At 47.8% G+C, this 17,112-nt stretch carries 16 protein-coding genes and 1 CRISPR repeat array; of the genes, 2 read left to right on the forward strand and 14 right to left on the reverse strand.

What is annotated here, in order from left to right; translation table 11 throughout:
• Window positions 1–143: 143 nt before the first annotated feature.
• The 6 genes from gloA to H6G50_RS15230 form a co-directional block, all read right to left on the reverse strand.
• Window positions 144–551, reverse strand: coding sequence for a lactoylglutathione lyase (gene gloA / locus H6G50_RS15205; RefSeq protein ID WP_190717732.1), 408 nt, complete (start codon window positions 549–551; stop codon window positions 144–146).
• Window positions 552–765: 214 nt separating this feature from the next.
• On the reverse strand, window positions 766–1,143 hold the full coding sequence (locus H6G50_RS15210) for a hypothetical protein (RefSeq protein WP_190717734.1): 378 nt from the start codon (window positions 1,141–1,143) through the stop codon (window positions 766–768).
• 80 nt (window positions 1,144–1,223) lie between these two features.
• Complete coding sequence (locus H6G50_RS15215) at window positions 1,224–1,628, reverse strand: cytidine deaminase (RefSeq protein ID WP_190717736.1); 405 nt, start codon at window positions 1,626–1,628, stop codon at window positions 1,224–1,226.
• 21 nt (window positions 1,629–1,649) lie between these two features.
• The gene (locus H6G50_RS15220; protein ID WP_190717738.1) at window positions 1,650–3,113 is read right to left on the reverse strand and encodes a glycosyltransferase family 2 protein; all 1,464 of its coding nucleotides are present in this window, start codon (window positions 3,111–3,113) and stop codon (window positions 1,650–1,652) included.
• Window positions 3,114–3,272: 159 nt separating this feature from the next.
• Window positions 3,273–4,748, reverse strand: coding sequence for a carotenoid oxygenase family protein (locus H6G50_RS15225; RefSeq protein ID WP_190717740.1), 1,476 nt, complete (start codon window positions 4,746–4,748; stop codon window positions 3,273–3,275).
• Window positions 4,749–6,134 carry a folate/biopterin family MFS transporter gene (locus tag H6G50_RS15230; RefSeq protein ID WP_190717742.1) on the reverse strand — a complete coding sequence of 462 codons (1,386 nt, stop codon included), beginning with the start codon at window positions 6,132–6,134 and terminating at the stop codon, window positions 4,749–4,751. It abuts the gene before it with no gap.
• Between the two features lie 315 nt (window positions 6,135–6,449).
• Here H6G50_RS15230 and H6G50_RS15235 point away from each other — a divergent pair, with 315 nt between their 5' ends.
• Window positions 6,450–7,304, forward strand: coding sequence for a universal stress protein (locus tag H6G50_RS15235; protein ID WP_190717744.1), 855 nt, complete (start codon window positions 6,450–6,452; stop codon window positions 7,302–7,304).
• 84 nt (window positions 7,305–7,388) lie between these two features.
• Here H6G50_RS15235 and psbM read toward each other — a convergent pair whose 3' ends face one another.
• From psbM to H6G50_RS15265, 6 genes are all read right to left on the reverse strand, one after another.
• On the reverse strand, window positions 7,389–7,502 hold the full coding sequence (gene psbM / locus H6G50_RS15240; protein ID WP_190717746.1) for a photosystem II reaction center protein PsbM: 114 nt from the start codon (window positions 7,500–7,502) through the stop codon (window positions 7,389–7,391).
• 86 nt (window positions 7,503–7,588) lie between these two features.
• Complete coding sequence (locus H6G50_RS15245) at window positions 7,589–7,891, reverse strand: 2Fe-2S iron-sulfur cluster-binding protein (RefSeq protein WP_190717748.1); 303 nt, start codon at window positions 7,889–7,891, stop codon at window positions 7,589–7,591.
• A gap of 130 nt (window positions 7,892–8,021) precedes the next feature.
• On the reverse strand, window positions 8,022–8,465 hold the full coding sequence (locus tag H6G50_RS15250; RefSeq protein WP_190717751.1) for a ferredoxin: 444 nt from the start codon (window positions 8,463–8,465) through the stop codon (window positions 8,022–8,024).
• Complete coding sequence (locus H6G50_RS15255) at window positions 8,465–8,851, reverse strand: DUF1257 domain-containing protein (RefSeq protein ID WP_190717906.1); 387 nt, start codon at window positions 8,849–8,851, stop codon at window positions 8,465–8,467. Before H6G50_RS15255 ends, H6G50_RS15250 begins: the two co-directional genes overlap by 1 nt.
• 158 nt (window positions 8,852–9,009) lie before the next feature.
• Complete coding sequence (locus H6G50_RS15260) at window positions 9,010–9,219, reverse strand: DUF2997 domain-containing protein (protein WP_190717908.1); 210 nt, start codon at window positions 9,217–9,219, stop codon at window positions 9,010–9,012.
• A 360-nt stretch (window positions 9,220–9,579) separates the two neighbouring features.
• Window positions 9,580–10,671, reverse strand: coding sequence for a serine/threonine-protein kinase (locus H6G50_RS15265; protein WP_190717753.1), 1,092 nt, complete (start codon window positions 10,669–10,671; stop codon window positions 9,580–9,582).
• Window positions 10,672–11,111: 440 nt separating this feature from the next.
• Here H6G50_RS15265 and H6G50_RS15270 point away from each other — a divergent pair, with 440 nt between their 5' ends.
• Complete coding sequence (locus tag H6G50_RS15270; protein ID WP_190717755.1) at window positions 11,112–11,864, forward strand: DUF561 domain-containing protein; 753 nt, start codon at window positions 11,112–11,114, stop codon at window positions 11,862–11,864.
• Window positions 11,865–12,233: 369 nt separating this feature from the next.
• Window positions 12,234–12,836: direct repeats of the CRISPR family, unit length 37 nt; unit sequence GTTTCAATTCCTAAGAGGTATTGGAATTGATTGTAAC.
• Window positions 12,837–12,974: 138 nt separating this feature from the next.
• Here H6G50_RS15270 and c2c8 read toward each other — a convergent pair.
• Together c2c8 and H6G50_RS15280 are read right to left on the reverse strand one after the other, a co-directional pair.
• Window positions 12,975–15,125 (reverse strand): type V CRISPR-associated protein C2c8, encoded by a 2,151-nt coding sequence (gene c2c8, locus H6G50_RS15275; RefSeq protein WP_190717757.1) that lies wholly within the window; start codon window positions 15,123–15,125, stop codon window positions 12,975–12,977.
• A 782-nt stretch (window positions 15,126–15,907) separates the two neighbouring features.
• Window positions 15,908–17,074, reverse strand: coding sequence for an aminotransferase class I/II-fold pyridoxal phosphate-dependent enzyme (locus tag H6G50_RS15280; RefSeq protein WP_190717758.1), 1,167 nt, complete (start codon window positions 17,072–17,074; stop codon window positions 15,908–15,910).
• Window positions 17,075–17,112 lie beyond the last annotated feature (38 nt).

Below are 17,112 nucleotides of genomic sequence, written 5' to 3' on the forward strand. Positions count from 1 at the left end.
GGCTGCGTCGTGACCCAATAACTTGTAATTGCAGGTCACAAGCTTCTAATTTCGATCGGGAAAAAGTAGATTAATGCCCAGCAATGATACTCAAGCCCCAGACTTTAGGCGCGGTGTAATAATTACGAACTACGAATTATCAATTACGAATTATCTTGACTCTCTTTCGTTTTGGACTGAATTAACTCGATTTTGTAACCCGTGGGATCCTCAACGAAAGCGATAACTGTTGAACCATGTTTCATCGGCCCTGGCTCGCGAGTCACCTTTCCACCTTTTTCCTTAATTTCTTGGCAAGTTTTATAAATATCTTCGACTCCGAGGGCAATATGACCGTAAGCAGTCCCGATATCGTAGGTATCGACTCCCCAATTGTAGGTCAGTTCGATAACAGTATTATCGCTTTCGTCTCCGTAACCGACAAAAGCCAGCGTAAATTGACCGCCGGGATAATCTTTTTGGCGTAACACTTTCATGCCAAGAATATCGCAATAAAACCTAAGCGATTCTTCCAGGTTAGTCACTCGCAGCATGGTATGTAACATTCTCATAGCCTAAAACTCCTTACTTTAACAAATAGATGGACGGTGCGTTATACCAATTCTCATTGATTTTGCACGAATCCCTAAGAGGGCATAACGGTGTTATGCCCCTACAGCGACAAATTTAGTGCAAAACTTTTAGGAAATGGTGTTACGCTCTCGCTAACAGACCCGACTCAATAATTAACTTCATTATCCATTATCCATTATCCATTGTCAATTATTATACCTTTCCTTCTAAGGGCAAACAAAAGTCATCGAGTCCTTGTTTTAAGACGTAAATTAAGACGGGGACGGCTAAAATAGAAGGAATGATTTTGAGATTAGCGAGCGCGATCGCGGCTTTATCCAAAGCGCCTGTTTCCAAGTTATCTCGCAACACTTCTTGACAAATAACAGCCCGACAGCGTTTTGCCATCGATCCCAACCAATCTACGCTATCTTGTTGGGGTTCCTGGCCTGCCCGAATCGCTAAAGAAAGAGCGGCATCTGCTAAATCGCCCTCGCAATCTTCAATCTCATCTAATGCTTTTAAAGCCGGGGGATAATTAGCTAGCTTTTGGCGAAAGTCCTCAATTTCTTCGGGGGTAACAACGTACATAATTAATGGATAATTGATAATGAAATACAATGGATTAATTGATAATTTTTCTGAGCGCATTGGCTAAGCAGTATAGGGCGTTAATCGAAACTAAAGGCGTGGGGTAGTAACTGCCGGATTGAAGATTCTTGTAGCCCCTTACTATCGTAAAACAAAACGATCGCGTCCCTGCCAAATTCCCAGATAAACTGTCTGCAAGCACCGCAGGGAGAACAAGGCGTTTGATCTTCGTTGACAATCGCGATCGCGCGAATTCTCATTTTTTCTCCGCCTTGGGCAGCTACAGCACTAACAATCGCCGTCCGTTCGGCACAAATCGTCAGCCCATACGACTGATTTTCAACATTACATCCCTCAAAAATATTCCCTGATTCCGTCAAAATCGCAGCCCCTACCCGAAAGCCAGAAAAAGGCGCGTATGCTTTCCTCGTTGCAGCTTCTGCAACGGCAATCAGCCGTGCTTTGTCCTCACTCGAAATAGACATTTACGCTCTCCGTTCGATTCTTCATTCTTTACCGACTAATACAAACTTGCGAACGGGTGAAATAGAGGTCGAACTTTTCCGAAATTGTCCGATATTTTTTAACGTTTTCCAAGCAACCGGCGATAAAAGTGCGGGCAGCAAAAAACGGCTGGCTTGAACCAACTTTCTGCTTTTCACTGCTTGACCAAACAATCGCCACCTCAAATGAACTTCCATTTCTTGAGTCGGAGGGAGTTGGTCGTGATATCGGCTACTCACAAGCTCGTAGATTCGTTGCATTGCCGCTAAATTATTAGCTTCGATTTGTTTTTGAGATAAACCATATTGGGGGTAGGTTTGAGGTAAAGTCGAAGCCATTAATAACTTCCAAGCTTCTTGAGAAAGAAGCGCCGAAGTTGCCGATCGAACCCCGGGTAAAATCCGACCTTCTTGTAAAGCCGTTAATCCCCAACATTGTTTAGTCTGATTTCTTAACAGCTTAATCCGCTTAAGTTCTATTTGTTGAAAAAGTTCTAAAACTTCCGGGGCAGTGGGAACCGCTTCTAGCTGACGAATAGATGCCGTATCGATCGCGCGGTTTGCCCTTGCTAGAAGCAGGTTCCAAGCGGCAGGCGAAGCAATGGCAGGCCAAGCAATTAAGACAATATCGCGCCATCGAGCGTGTTTTAGCGCGACCAATCCCCAATGCAATTTTAAATAATTTTCCAACGTTTCTAAGCTCGGAATTTCATCTCGATATTTTTCGCTGACAAAAGCGTAAATCTTCTGTTTAATCGCAAGATTTGTCCGGAATCTGGCGGGCAGCGAGAACTTTTGATTAAAAGAACCCGACCAAATCGTGCGATAGGCCAAACACTGATTGATAAACACCGCATCGCCGAATTGTGCGATTTTCACCCAAGAGTCGATATCGTCAAAATTGGCATCGAGACTGGAATCCCAACCGCCGGTTTTCAGGAAAGCATCGCGCCGAAAAGCAACTTGTACCGGCGTACCAAAAGGAACTTGTTCGAGTAACATTCCATAATGAATATCTTCCTGGGGGATATAAAAAACTTTCCCCGGACCAATCGACTGAGTTCGACTGAGTTCGCCTTCCTCGTCATCAACTTGAATCGCTTGACAGGAACAAAGGGCTGCTTGCGGGCGTAACGCGATCGCGCGCTGCATTTCTTCAATACAGTTTGGCGCGAGATAATCGTCATCATCCACTAACTTAATCCAATCTCCCGTCGCCAGTTCCACCCCAAGGTTCACACTGCGGGAATGACCGAGATTCGTTTCATTGCGATGATAAACTAAACGTCCGTCATCGCAATCTTTCAGTTCTTGGCTTAAGGCGCTCGTATACTCCTGCGTCCCATCAGAAGAACCGTCATCTATAACAATCGTCTCGCAAGGAATAGATTGGCTTAACGCCGTTCTAATCGCTCGCTGAAGTAGGGGTAAACGATTGTAAGTTGTAATGACAATAGAGAATTTCATGACAATTTTGGTTTCAATACCTTCTCTTCTCGAATCTCCCACGCAGGCAGAGATTTGACTCTACAATGATAATGGGTAGAATCCAGGTGAGTTGAATCAAAATGTTTCCCAAACTGCTTCCCTGAAGGTCTTCTTTGCCCCTACTTTAGCAAAACTTGCCTACGCTAGAAAACATTCCGAACTCCAACTCCCATGCAACCCATAAGGAATGCGATCTCTCAAATGCAAGCGGGCGATTTCCGAGAGGTTGCCCGCCTCCAGAATTACCAGATCCGAACGTTGCGCGCTCGCATCGATAACAGGGACTAAAAGCCAACCGTCATCTTCAGCGCCAGCTTCGGGTTTCGGTACGAAAATCGGTTCGCTAACAAACCCCCGAGGCGCAGCACTCCATAACTGCCGTTCTCTTGTTGCTAAATCCAACTTGAGAACGCCTTGCAAGGGTGCATTGTCTGTGGGATGATGGCCCGTCCCGATATAAAGGTAGCGGGCGTTGCGTCCGACGCAAGCCGGGTTAAGGGTGGGAAATTCGCAGCAACGAGCATCAATCAACTCGCGATCGACGGTTTCTGCCTCTAAATCCAGCGTGAAACGCCACAACTGCCCGGGAGCGAGTGCATCAAAATTCACCTCTTTGTAACTCAGTTCCGGATCGACTTGCGACAAACTCGCATAGGCAATCGAATCGATACAAATGCGATTCCCTTCGAGTTCAAAGGCGTTGGCGTGGTGGAAAATAAAACCCGCTTTTGCTTCTAGGACTTTTATCGGTTCGCTGGGCGAGGTACGAGGAACGATGATGATACGAGTCGGTTTGTCGGACTGAAAATTCAAACATTCGCCCGCACCCCGTAGCCCTAACAGGAAAGGAATCGGATTAAAGGCAACGGGATTTTGGAAGAAAATGCAGTAGTGGGGAGTAATCGCAAAGTCGTGGACGAACGCAAATCCGGGAATGACGCGCTGCTGCTGTCGCAGGAGTTGTCCGCTGGGATCGATTTCATAAAGCGAAATCGTGCTGGATAGCCCGGTTTTAATGGCAAAATTCACCAAACAGGGCGCGCCACGATCCATTTCGCAAGCCGGATCGACGCGCGGATGGGCGGAAAAGGAATCGCCCGGTTTCAGGAGTCCGTCTAAGTCGTCTAATCCTTCCGTTTCGAGGGTGTCGGGATTGAGGCGATAGGGTTGCGCCGCTTCCCAGAGGGCAAGCAGTTTGCCGCCCCAGTGAATGACGTTGGTGTTGGCGATGTTTTTTAGCCGCAAGTCGAAGGCATTTTTCAGCCAGCCGCCCGGTTTTTGGGTGCCAAATACGCCGCGATAGAGCATTTTTCCGGCTTTCTGTTCGGCGAGAAAGGCTTCGGTACGCACGAAACGGTTGCGAAAGTGGGCGCGTCCGTCCTGAAACGCGATCGCGCACACCATACCATCGCCGTCAAAAGGATGTTTGATGGGAACTCCACCAATCTCAAACAAGCCGGGGCCGTTACGAAATAGCGTACCGCACAGTTCGGGCGGAATTTCGCCTTCAATCTCGTCTACCCAATAGGCAGATTCTCGAGTGATGGATTCGTATCCTTGCCGCCAATCGGCAAGGGTATAGGATTTAGTGGGAGAGGGCGCTAAATTTTGCATTTATTGAGAAGAGGCGACGGGTTGAAGGGCGGGTTCGGAAAATTCGATCGCGGCGGGCGTTTCGGGTAGGGTGGGTTCGGCGGCGGGCAACCAGCGCAGGAAGGGCAAGGGCAGCAGCGTCGTCAGGTTGGCAATGATAACTAGCAACCAAAGGCGATCGAACTGCGTATCGGTAATGCCTAGGAGTTGCGTTAACAAAGCGCCGGATTCGTGCGATAAAAGCCCAGCAAGGTTCCAAATCGACATCATGAGGGCAAAAAAGGTCGCTTCGACTCCAGGGGGACACAGACGCGCAGAAAGCACCAATACGGGCATAAACGCAATTTGTCCCATAACGGTGAGGATTAAACTGTCGCCCAGACTAAACCAGCGATCGTCGATCCCGATCGCGCGGTTAGCGTGGGTGACAAGCAGCAAAGTCGTCATCCCCAATGTGGAGGCAAAAACGGTACTCCAGCCCAAAATGACGCGGAAGGGAACAGCCCGCAAGAAGCGCTGATAAATCCCCACCCCAATCAAGGCAGCAATACTCGTAACCAGACGCACGCGCCCTAAAAATTCGGGTTCAAAGCCGAGTTCGTTGGTGGTGAAGTAGAACAGGGCAGAATCGGCTGTCGGCGTGGCTTGCCAAATAAAGATAAAGAGCGTCGGCAGCCAGATCGATTTTTGGCGCATTCCCTCCCAGAGATGGCGCAGTTGTTCGCGAATTCCCAAGGGTTGCGCTTCGGATATTTCGATGGCGTGTAGCGGTTCTTCGGCAATCAATCCCGCAACGGCGGATACAAGCAGGGGAAAGGTAGCGACAATCCAAAATAGGGTTTGGGGGCTGAACTGTTGCAGCAACCAACCGCTCAGGTAGGCGGTAATGATGCCTCCTAAAGCGGACGTTCCCCAAGTTAGCGCTTGCAGCGAACCCGCATTTTCGAGGTCTTCGTGGCGGACGCGCTCGACGACGAGCGAATCCACGATTACGTCGCTCATGGCGACAGACAGGGAGGTGACAAGGATGGCGAGGGTCGCCGTCCAACCGTTATGAACCCAAGTGGCTAGCGCAATCCAGGCGGCAGTCCCCAGACCTCCCGCTAGAATTAGGTACGGACGGCGGCGGTAGCCCGCGATCGGCAATCCGTCGGAGAGAAAGCCGAATAAGGGTTTGATCGTCCAAGGAATGGCAGCAACGCCTAGCAAAGCCGCCGTTTGCGCGGGACTCAGGCCGAGTTCGTCTTTGAGGAAAAAGCTGATAGCTAAGCGAGCCAGCCCGAGAATCCCTTGCACGAAATAAACGGTAAGGATGGCCAGTAACTCTGGGGTTGGTTCGTTGCCGAATAGAAGTTTTTCCGTTAAGGTCTCTTTCAGCTTGCGCGCGCGCGCGTTAAGGCAAGACATGAATATTCTTTAAGAATTATTGCTTTTTACATCATATACGCTCTCATCGCAGATGGCGCGATCTCGTTCCTTAATGGCTTCGCGATCGCGCTCTCGAAATCTGCCGGACGAATCGCGACTTTGACGTTTGCCCCCCGTAGCGCTCTAATAGTTATCTAGTTATCAACGAACCTGGATCGCAAAACCTGTCCTAACCTGGATGGCTCGGACGCAGGTAAGAGCAATCTCTGTTAGGGCAAGTTGGCTCGTCAAAATAAGAGTCCGCGATCGCGAATTTTTGCTTTCATAAATTAACAATTTGTAAAGGACATCACCATGATTCAAAAAATTTTGCTAGCTGGCTCGGGAACGGGCAATTCAGTTGAAATGCTAAAAAACTTATTAGCTTTGCCCGCCCTTCAAGGAAGTTCCGTAACTGTTTTGCACGTTATCCCTCAAAAGACCTCCGATCGCGAAATGGGAGCGAAATCGGAAGAAGGCGAAAAAATTATGACCGAAACCGTGCAAACTTTGAACTTACGTGAAGACAAGATTTCTACAAAACTCCTCCAAGGCGACCCAAAAACTGAAGTCTGCAAGGTTGCCGATGAAATTAATGCCGATCTAATCGTCATGGGTTCTCGCGGTCTGAATCGATTGAGAGCGATCCTACAAAATTCGGTCAGCCAATATGTTTTCCAGCTAACCAACCGTCCGATGTTGTTGGTGAAGGACGATATTTACGTTAAAAAACTTCGTCGCGTCGCGATCGCGCTCGATAAAACCGATGCCGCTAAATACTGTTTAGATTTAGCCCTCTACCTGCTGCGCGACTACTCCGATGCCGAACTCATTCTCGTGCGCGTCAACCCCGATTTAGACCCCAAACTTCTCCCCCTCTCAAAAGAAGAAACCGAAAACAATCCGACCATTGCCGAAGCCTTACCCAAGGTCAAACGCTCTGGGGTGAATTACCGTTGCGTCGTCACCGCCGGTCGTCCCGGAGAGGAACTGTGCAAAGTTGCTGAAGAATACAACATCGATCTCTTAATTCTCGGTTCTCCCGATCGCCGTCCTTCCATTGCTAAGTCCCTGCCCGATTTAGATCGCTTGTTGGGAACCTCGCTGTCCGACTACGTGCGCGTTAATGCAACCTGCCCGATCCTCCTGGCTCGCCAAGAATCGGCTTAAAGTCCTAGAGGCTCCTATTTTCCGTTAAAAAGGGATGGAAGAAAATTTCTTCATCCCTTTTTTAATACCCGTACCTGGCGCGATTTATTCGCTCTTGCTATTCCGACTTGCCGTCTGAATGTACAAAATCAGCAGGAATACAGCCGGGACAAACACAAACAAAATTGTTGCGACAAACCCAAGATCGTTAACTCGCATTGAAGCCTCTGTCTAATCTCTAGATTTTTAAACAACTTTTAGGATATCACTAAGTCGGGCGGCGTTTTTGACCGGCATCGAAATCGCTACGATTTAGGCTTAGTCTTAACCGCGATCGGGCCATTCACCAGCGTTTGACAGGCTAAGCGGTAGGTTTCGGGTTTCTTTTTGAGTTTTCGCTGCTCGAATTCCGTCCGCTCTGAGAGATTTTCTGCCCCTTCAACGATCTCGACGATACAAGTCCCGCACTGACCGTAACCGCCGCAATTGGTCATTTTTCCCATAAAGGTGTAAATGTCGATGTCGTTCTGTAACGCTTTTTCCCGCAAATTGGCTCCCGCAGCGACGATGACTTCTTTGTTTTCATTGACAAAATTAATACTGCTCATGTCTTTCCTTGGGGATAATGATGTTCTCTCTAAGATATTAAGAAATCATAAGTTTTTTTGCGGATTTTTTCACGTGCAAAGGGGCATAGCATTGCTACGCCCCCAGAAATACGACGGGATATTGGTTATCCTAATGTTCGACCTGCTTGCCTTTCCCCGGCGATGCCGATCGCGGTTTGCGCTTCGGGGGGACGAAAGAGGTCGGAAAACCGAGATGTTTGAGGACTTGGTGCTGGCGATCTTGTTCTAACTGCTTGAGTTCGGTGTAATCGACCCAATGGATGCAATCCACCGGACAAGTATCGATCGCTTCTTGAACGCAGTCTTCTGTATCCCCATCTTGACGCAAGGCGCGCGATCGCCCGTAGGTGGGTTCGATGTAAAAGGTATTGGGCGCGACGTGGGCGCAGTGCTTGCAGCCGATGCAAGTAGCTTCATCGACATACACGCCTTTTTGCCGCAGTTCGCCGCCTAACTCCGGCTCGAAGCCGGAGCGTTCCGCTACCTCTCGCCAGATACCCCCGAGTTCGGGTTCCGCACCCGTTCGCGCTTCTGTTGCCTCAGAGTCGGACATTATGCACTCCAGCGTTGAACCACTAAGCGGATCGAACCATCTTCGCGATTTTGCTCTTCTGCGACTTGAAAGCCTTGTTTGGCGGATTCGCTGACTACCGCACGGTAAGCATAGCGCTGCGTGACGCGCTTGAGGAAACCTTCGACCGACCAAGGCTGCTGCCAGTATTGCAAGTCGGCAACGAGTTCGTATTCGCTACCGTTCCAGCTAAAACCGATGTCGTATTGGTTGTCTTGCGCGATCGCAACTTCAGCGCTGCGGGTTTGCCCTTGATAACCGCGAATCGACTGCGGGCCTGCTTTCCAGTCGATTTCGAGATCGTCGAGCGCCTCTTGTAAGGAGCTTAAGTTGCGAATTTGGGTTTTGATATTGCTGAAATGAGACATAATGCCGAAACTGATTTTGAAGGACAATTTAATAGATAGGGTATTGATGCCCGCCCTTTAAGGCAGGGCTGCTTCGCGAGGCACTCGAGAAGTTCTGTTAGGGCGTAAGATTTGCGCCCGTGCTGGACTGGGGCTGCCGCAGGGTTCCGTTCCCCACGTTACCACTCTCCCCAAACTGTCTGCTGAGTCGTCTTTGCCGCCGTTTGAGCTTCTTTTGCGTAGTATTCTGAAGTATTCTCGTTGGAAACCACGCGCCCGAGTTGGGCTTCAATGGCAGCGGTAACTTCAGCGCAAGAACTCCCAATAATGCCGGTGACTTTCTCTTGGACGCGACCGTCGGGATAAATAATGAATTCCAAGGTTTCCATGCTCATAGCGAATCAGGAGCGATCGAGATGGGGTTGAAATTGGAAAAGTCTTTAAGCCGGATAAGCGCGCTCTAATTTAATATTTGCGCGCGTTTCTCAGCATTGATTTTCAAATCTTAACTAAGTTTAATATTTATCGAGCCGTTTACATCAGCTTTTTGTTAAGTGTCGCGTAACTTCCTAAATCCGTCAAGTAGATGTAGGGATAATTGACAATGGATAATGGATAATTGACAACGTGAAGACATCCGCAGAGCGATCGCGTCTTTGTCAAGATGGCCAATAAATAACGTGAAGACACCGAGAGGGCGAACGGTTCGCCCGAAGCTCGTTTCTCACGACCGAATAGCGTAATTGCGTTTAACAGGTTCTCGGCAAGTTTTGTTTGGGAGTTTTGCGATCGCGACGCGCTTTCGATTCCCGAATCGAGCGGGCCATTCGCTCGATTGAGGACAAATGCTCGACGACGCTAGGGGGTTCCTCTTTAGGGGGCGCGGGGGCTTGATTCAAGCAGCGAAATAGATCGTCTCGAGGCAAGAGGCTATCGAGATCGGCCAGAATTTCCGCCGCCGACTGATAGCGCCTTTGCAAAGACGGTTCCAACATTTTGTCGAGGATGGTACTAAAAGATTTGCTCAAAGCGATGCGCTCCGTTCCGCGAAAGCCTTCAGACGTTCGCCATTGCACGTTCGACGACATTCGATCGCGATCGAACTCTAAAGGCGCTTTCCCGCTTAGCAGGTACAAGCACGTCATCCCCAAAGCATACAAGTCGCTGCCATAAACCGGGCGCAGTGCCATCTGCTCTGGCGGCGCAAAACCCGCTGTGCCGACGAAATGAGTTGTCGTACATTTTGTACTTAATTCTAAAACTTTAACCAATTGTTCCTTAACCGCACCAAAGTCAATTAAAACTAAGCGACCGTCGTCTTCACAGCGGATCACATTTTGCGGTTTAATATCCCGATGAATCGCTCCATTACTATGAACGTATTCCAGCAGCAAAAGCATTTCTCTGAGCCAGTTTTTAACAACCGTCTCCGACTGGCAACCGTAGCGTCGAATTAATCTCGCTAGCGTCATTCCTCGAACGTATTCTTGAATCAAATAAAATTCTTCTTCTAAGACAAAATAATCTAATAAAGAGGGGATTCGGGAGTGACTGCCCAGGAGTGCTAAGACTTTTGCTTCTCGCTGAAAGCGTCGGCGAGCCGTTTCTAAGGCTGAGGGGGCGCTAACTCGCGGGCAGAGTTGCTTGATCGCGCACAGAGGCTTACCGGGTAAGCTCCAGTCTCGCGCCAAAAAGGTTACGCCAAAGCCCCCGCGCCCCAACATTCGCAAAATTAGATAGCGCTCCCGAAACAGTTCTTTTCGACCGCAAAGCTGCCCGAGTTGTGTTTCTTGAAATACATCATTATGAAAAGCGGACAAATTGTTCAGCGGGAGAGGCATAGTGTTTTAAGCGAGGTAAAAATTTACCGGAGTTATAATATCGAGTGTAATTTTTCTGCTCGCAAATCATATCTCAAATTATAAAATATTTCTAAATCTCACAAGTGAATTTACGAAATACTTAAGCTCGATTAAATGACTTGCTCCGAGAAAACCACAAATTATCCGTAAATGTGCTTAGAGGTGTTTAAAAAGACAGGAATTGTTAAAACATTAACATCCAATTTGATTATACAAAAGTCGATCGAGAAAAATAAGTGCGACAGGCGGTCAAAGATTTTTGAGGACTTTTTAGGTAGGGTTGGGTTAAGGCTTCTGACGGGTCTTAGCCGAGAAGGGCAGCTTTTTAAGGTATCCTAAAGCTGAAGCGACGAACTCCGAATCTTCGCCCCAGCAGTGCGGAGAGAATCGATCGAACACCCGAAAAAAATAGCAAGACAATGACAATGAAGTCTAAATTACAGCAAGCCTTTCAAGGACGCAATGCTCTCAAAATTATTAGCGGTTTGAACAATTTTGACCGCGATCGCACCGCAGCCACGATTAAAGCCGCTACAGCGGGCGGCGCAACCTTTGTCGATATTGCTGCGGATCCAGAACTCGTCAAAATGGCACGCCAACTGACTGCTTTACCGATTTGCGTTTCAGCAGTGGAACCGGAAAAATTGGTTCGTGCGGTGGAAGCAGGGGCCGATTTAGTCGAAATCGGTAACTTTGATAGCTTCTACGCGATCGGACGGCGCTTTGAAGCCGAAGAAGTTTTAGCGCTGACTCGCGAAACGCGATCGCTCCTACCCGATATTCTTCTTTCCGTTACCGTTCCCCACATCCTCGAACTCGATCGCCAAGTCGAACTCGCTGAAGCCCTCGTCGAAGCCGGTGCGGACATCATTCAAACCGAAGGCGGAACCAGCAGCCATCCCGTTGCACCCGGAACCCTCGGTTTAATCGAAAAAGCTGCCCCCACCCTAGCCGCAGCTTACAGCATTTCTCGCGCCGTCTCCGTTCCCGTTCTCTGCGCTTCCGGTATCTCCAGCGTCACCGCACCGATGGCGATCGCGGCGGGCGCTTCCGGCGTTGGCGTTGGCTCGGCTATCAACAAGCTCGGCGACGAAGTAGCAATGGTTGCAGCCGTCCGCAGTTTAGTCGAAGCCTTAGCGACAGCGACGGCAACTGTTGAAAATCGCGCTTAATTCGCTCGATTAGCAGGGGGGGGTCGGGGATTAGGGATTAGGGTAGAATGGCACTGCTTTAAGGCTGGTGGCGCTGCTTCACCCTACAAAGTTATCTGTAGAGACGTTGACTTGCAACGTCTCTACAGGCAATTTGTTCTTTCTTAAGTCATACCAGATTGATGTGAAGCTGCATAGCATAAAACGTAGTGGATTGTTTCAGCTAAAACTGTGCGATAGGTTTCTCGTTCTATTGCTTACTCGATCGGGGTTTCGAGAGTTTTTCTAAAGCCTCATTTTAGCTTAAACAATACAGTAGGGTGTGTTAGCGAAGCGTAACGCACCGTATATCCTGATAATTTAGGAGAGTTTATTCTAGGCAACGCAATCCTAAATTGCTATAAGAGGTATTGGAATTGATTGTAACAATTGATGAAAAATCGCCTATTCTTCTTTGCGTCGTTTCAATTCCTAAGAGGTATTGGAATTGATTGTAACCTTTTTCTTCTAGATATAGGTTTCCGTCGTTATCGTTTCAATTCCTAAGAGGTATTGGAATTGATTGTAACAGTGTTGGGGTATCCATTAATATCCCTCCCACCGTTTCAATTCCTAAGAGGTATTGGAATTGATTGTAACGCTTCCTTTCGGTCGCAAAGTCGCAACTTTAACCGATGTTTCAATTCCTAAGAGGTATTGGAATTGATTGTAACGATTTCATCGAAGAAGTGCCGGGAGTTACGAAGGTTTCAATTCCTAAGAGGTATTGGAATTGATTGTAACCGTCCGGAACTCAGGACAATCAGTCCGGAACTCAGGTTTCAATTCCTAAGAGGTATTGGAATTGATTGTAACCTGTTGGTATAATCCGACCGCCCAATTGTAGCGGTTTCAATTCCTAAGAGGTATTGGAATTGATTGTAACGCTAAGAAATGGCTCTTATCTGTTGAGTTGCGTTTCAATTCCTAAGAGGTATTGGAATTGATTGTAACCGCTATGCTGTAGAGCCAAGACTCAGTAAGGCTTTCAGCCTCTGGTTCCGGGGCTTGCATATCGGTAATGGATTCCAGAGTTTCAGTTTAGCACGAAAATCGCTGAAACCCTTACCCCATCTGGTGCGGGAGGCAATCTCACGCATCATCGCCTGTAACCCGCTTTCTGCGGACTTTTGAGGGTTGTTTGTTTTGTTCGTTCCATTTACACCTCCTGCCTCCCGCATCTTCATAATTTTCCGAGTAAATATACTTATCGTCAAACTTAGCCCGTTGTAGCAACACGATCGCGGCTTTACAATCGCGATCTTCCTCGTAATTACAGCGATCGCAGCGATACCAACGCTCTTCTAGTGTAATATCGACGATGTTTCCGCAAACGGGGCATTCTTTTGTACTATTTTTGCTCTCAATGCGCTTAAACTCTACACCAGCAACCTTAGACTTTTGTTCGATGAGACTAATCAGTTGTCCGGGGGCAGCATCGACTAAAGACTTACTCAGCCCGGATTTCTGCTGTTTCCGGTTGCGATCGTATCCCGAACCGTCTTCGCGAAGTTTTTTCTTCGCTTTTTTACGGAGATTGGCTGATTGTACGCCATCCTCAATCGCGATCGCGCCAAATGTCCGTACTAAATAAGTGCTAATTTTATGGTTGAGACAGCGCCGCGACAACTTCACTTGTTCGTGCAATCGCTTCTCTGCTTGCTGTAACTTGGCTTCGCGTTGACTTTGTTTTTTACCCTGCCAATGTTCGTAGTGGCGATACTTCAAAGTATTGCACGCCGATTGAGAAATAATCGCTTTAATATCCTTCTCACTGTGCAAAGGCTCGCGTAATAAAGATTCAGCATCTTTAATGGAAATATGAGGACTCACTTCTCGAATTTCTTCTACCGTGCGTCCCGGTTCCTTTAACCAGATAATCAAGCGTTTGATTAACTTTTTCGCTTGCTTGCGTTGCAGTCGCTTCAACCGCTTTTCTGAGTTCCGCAAAAAGCGAGGATTTTGTATTTTTTTATTACTATCCGTCGTCAAAAGTGCATTTAAACCCGGATCGATGCCTACTGCCTTCTTCGATTTTGTCGGTTTAATCCGACTGGGCAACTCGCCGGTAAGCTGAACGTAATAGCCCGAAACTCGCTTGCAAATCTTAAAGACGGCAATTAGGGGAATTTCCCCTGTTTCAGGATTGCGCCAGCGCTTGGTTAAACCCTTAACTTTGAGGGTATCAACTGTTAATTTAGCAAATCCTGGAATGCCTCGGAGTCTATCGTACTTATCAGTATCGGGTTTTACGCTTGTCTTAGGGTTAGGATGAATTAATGTCTCGATTGTCTCTTTGCGGGGCTTAAATCTAGGTTTACCTCGTTTGTTATTATTAGACCCAAAACGAGATTTATCGTACTCTTGCCAACTGGTTGCTAAATTCTTAAGAGTACCTGCTCTAAACTTAGTAGGGATGGGAATTACCGCATCAATCCATTCAGGATGTACTTCGCTAGAGCGCATTTCTTTTAGGATTTTATTGTCGTTCATTTTGGTGATTCCACCCTTCTGCCCAAAGCCCGTAGAACGCAAATAAACATCGACGCGCTTGACTTCGGGATAAAGTTCATCATCGCCCCATACTTCGCCATCTCTACGATTAGGTTCGCGCCAGTCGGGATGCTTCCGATACAGAACAATTGGTTTTCCTTGCTCGTCCTTTTGCCACTGCCAGCCCCAGACATTTAAAAATGCTGCATTTGTATAAACGCACTTCTCATGGTCGAGAATGAGCGGTAAAGTACCATCCTTTTTCGGCGTGACATTTTTGTAGCGTTTAAGCTTCTTAATTTCCTGAAGTGCTTGATGGTCGAGAAGAGAGCAATAAGGAACGAGGATGCGATCGCATTGGTCTTGCTGGTCACTTTTTAGATCTCGATAGTTATTGACCCAGCATTTCGTTTCATTGTCAATGTAAACGTATCGTTTTTCAATCGGTAACGGACAGCAAGGTAAATTCAAGTCGCCAACATCTTCAACGTGCTTTTTAAATTCGCCCGCTTTCGTTTGTGCCTTCCCCTTTTTATCCAGTAAATCTTCGGGGGGATACCCAACTAAAAGTTTTACGGTTTTGGGTGCATACCCTCGGAACTCATCAAAATCGCATAATGCTCGCAATCCAAGATTCCAGACATTGCGCTGCACTTCCAAACAGCGATCGATGAACTCTGCTTGTTCGCGAGTGGGATAGCATTTAAACTCCAAAACAAGCATCCCTTTAGAACTCTCTTCCTTTTCCATAAAACTCTCAAAAAAGAATTAAATTTTAGTTCTACGATCCCTTGATTTTCCCGGAAAACAAATATATTATAAAGTGAGATAGCGACGTTTGGGCGCGAATCGTAGGGATCCTTAAATTTAAGGATGAAGCGGAATTAACCGATGCGGCATTGACGCAAAGCAATGCTTATCCCTCTAAGCGCGGGGACTTTTGAGGCGAGGCAGAAACAGAACCGCGAACTTATATAAGACCCCATCGCAAGGCGATGGCAATACCTTAAGAGGTAGGAGCGGAGCTTTAGGCTCCGCTTCGGCTTTATTCTAGATTAGACTCTTACACGCTCTCGATAGCAACCTCACATTAATGACCCTGACTTTCGAGCCAAAAACTTATAGAAATTTACTAATAAAGTATCAACCTAAAGTGAAACACTTAGCCCGCCAAGAACTCAAGTTCTTGGCTAATAGCTGAAACCCGTTGAAACGGGTTGGATAATACCAATTCTCAGTTACGATGCACTAAATTTTTCGTCGTAGGGGCAGCCACATTGTTATGCCCTCTTCGGGAATCGTGCAAAATCAATGAGAATTGGTATAAGTCTGAATTTCCGAGTCATCTTTAGATGACTTGAGTTATTAGCCTTGGGTTTGAACCCAAGGCGGGCTATGCTTCGATTCATTAACAATGCCCACCAAAACTTAGAGGGTGGGCATTGCTAGTTTTTAACGCTTTTTTGAACTTTTGATACAGAATAGCAATGCCCACCCTACAGGAGGTTAAGATTTGCTCGATAAATAGCCCCTTAACTCGCTAGCACTTCGCTGGCAACTAAACAATCCTTTAGTCCGGCAGCGATGCGCTGTTGTTCTTCAAGCGACAGTTCGGGGAACATCGGCAGGGAGAGAACTTCGCGGGCGGCGCGTTCGGCGCGGGGGAATTGTCCGACGCGATCGCTGCCTTGTTGATACACCGTCTGGAGGTGCAAGGGAATGGGATAATATACCATCGAACTGATGCCTAATTCTTGGAGATACTGGCGAACGCGCGCCCGAAGGGATCCGCTTTGCGGATCGCGCAGATTTTCCCCGCCTCGTTCTTGCAAGCGAATCGTGTATTGATTCCAAGCCGATGTACCGCCCGCAGGTGCTTGAGGGAGTACGACATCGGGAAGGGCGCGCAGTAATTGTTGGTAGCGGGTAGCAACGCGATCGCGCCCTTGGTTCCAAGCATCGAGATGGCGCAGTTTAATGGTTAAAATCGCCGCTTGTAGGGCATCGAGACGGCTATTAAGGCCGATGGCTTCGTGGTGATAGCGATCCGTCATGCCGTGTTCTTTGAGCATTCTCACCCGCGCCGCGATCGCGCTATCGTTTGTCGTTACCGCACCACCATCGCCGCACGCCCCTAAATTTTTAGTCGGAAAAAAGCTAAAACAACCGATATGCCCGATGCTGCCAACTTTTTGCCCCGCCCACTCCGCACCCGTCGCTTGGGCGCAGTCTTCAATAACCGCTAGATTGTGCGCTTCGGCAATCGCCATCAATCGCGTCATATCCACCGGCTGCCCGAACAAATGTACCGGCATAATCGCCTTGGTTTTTGGCGTAATCGCGGCTTCAATCTGTTCTAAATCCAAATTAAAGCTTTCGTCGATGTCTACAAAAACCGGAGTCGCGCCAACTCGGGTAATCACTTCGGCAGTTGCGAAAAAAGTAAAAGGAGTTGTAATCACTTCATCGCCCGCACCGATTTCTAAGGCGCGAAGGGCTAAGTAAAGAGCATCCGTGCCAGAATTACAACCGATGCAGTGGGTTGTGCCGGTATAATCGGCAAACTGCTGCTCGAATTCTGCGACTGCTGCGCCGCCGATGTATCGTCCTGATTGAAGAATGTCTAAAACTGAGGTTTCAACGGCTGTACGAATTTGCTCGTACTGTCTGGTGAGGTCGAGGGGGGGAATCTGTTTCACGCGCTTACGTTAGTAATTTGTACTTATCCAATCAAATT

The organism is Oscillatoria sp. FACHB-1406, assembly GCF_014698145.1.
Lineage (GTDB): Bacteria > Cyanobacteriota > Cyanobacteriia > Cyanobacteriales > Spirulinaceae > FACHB-1406.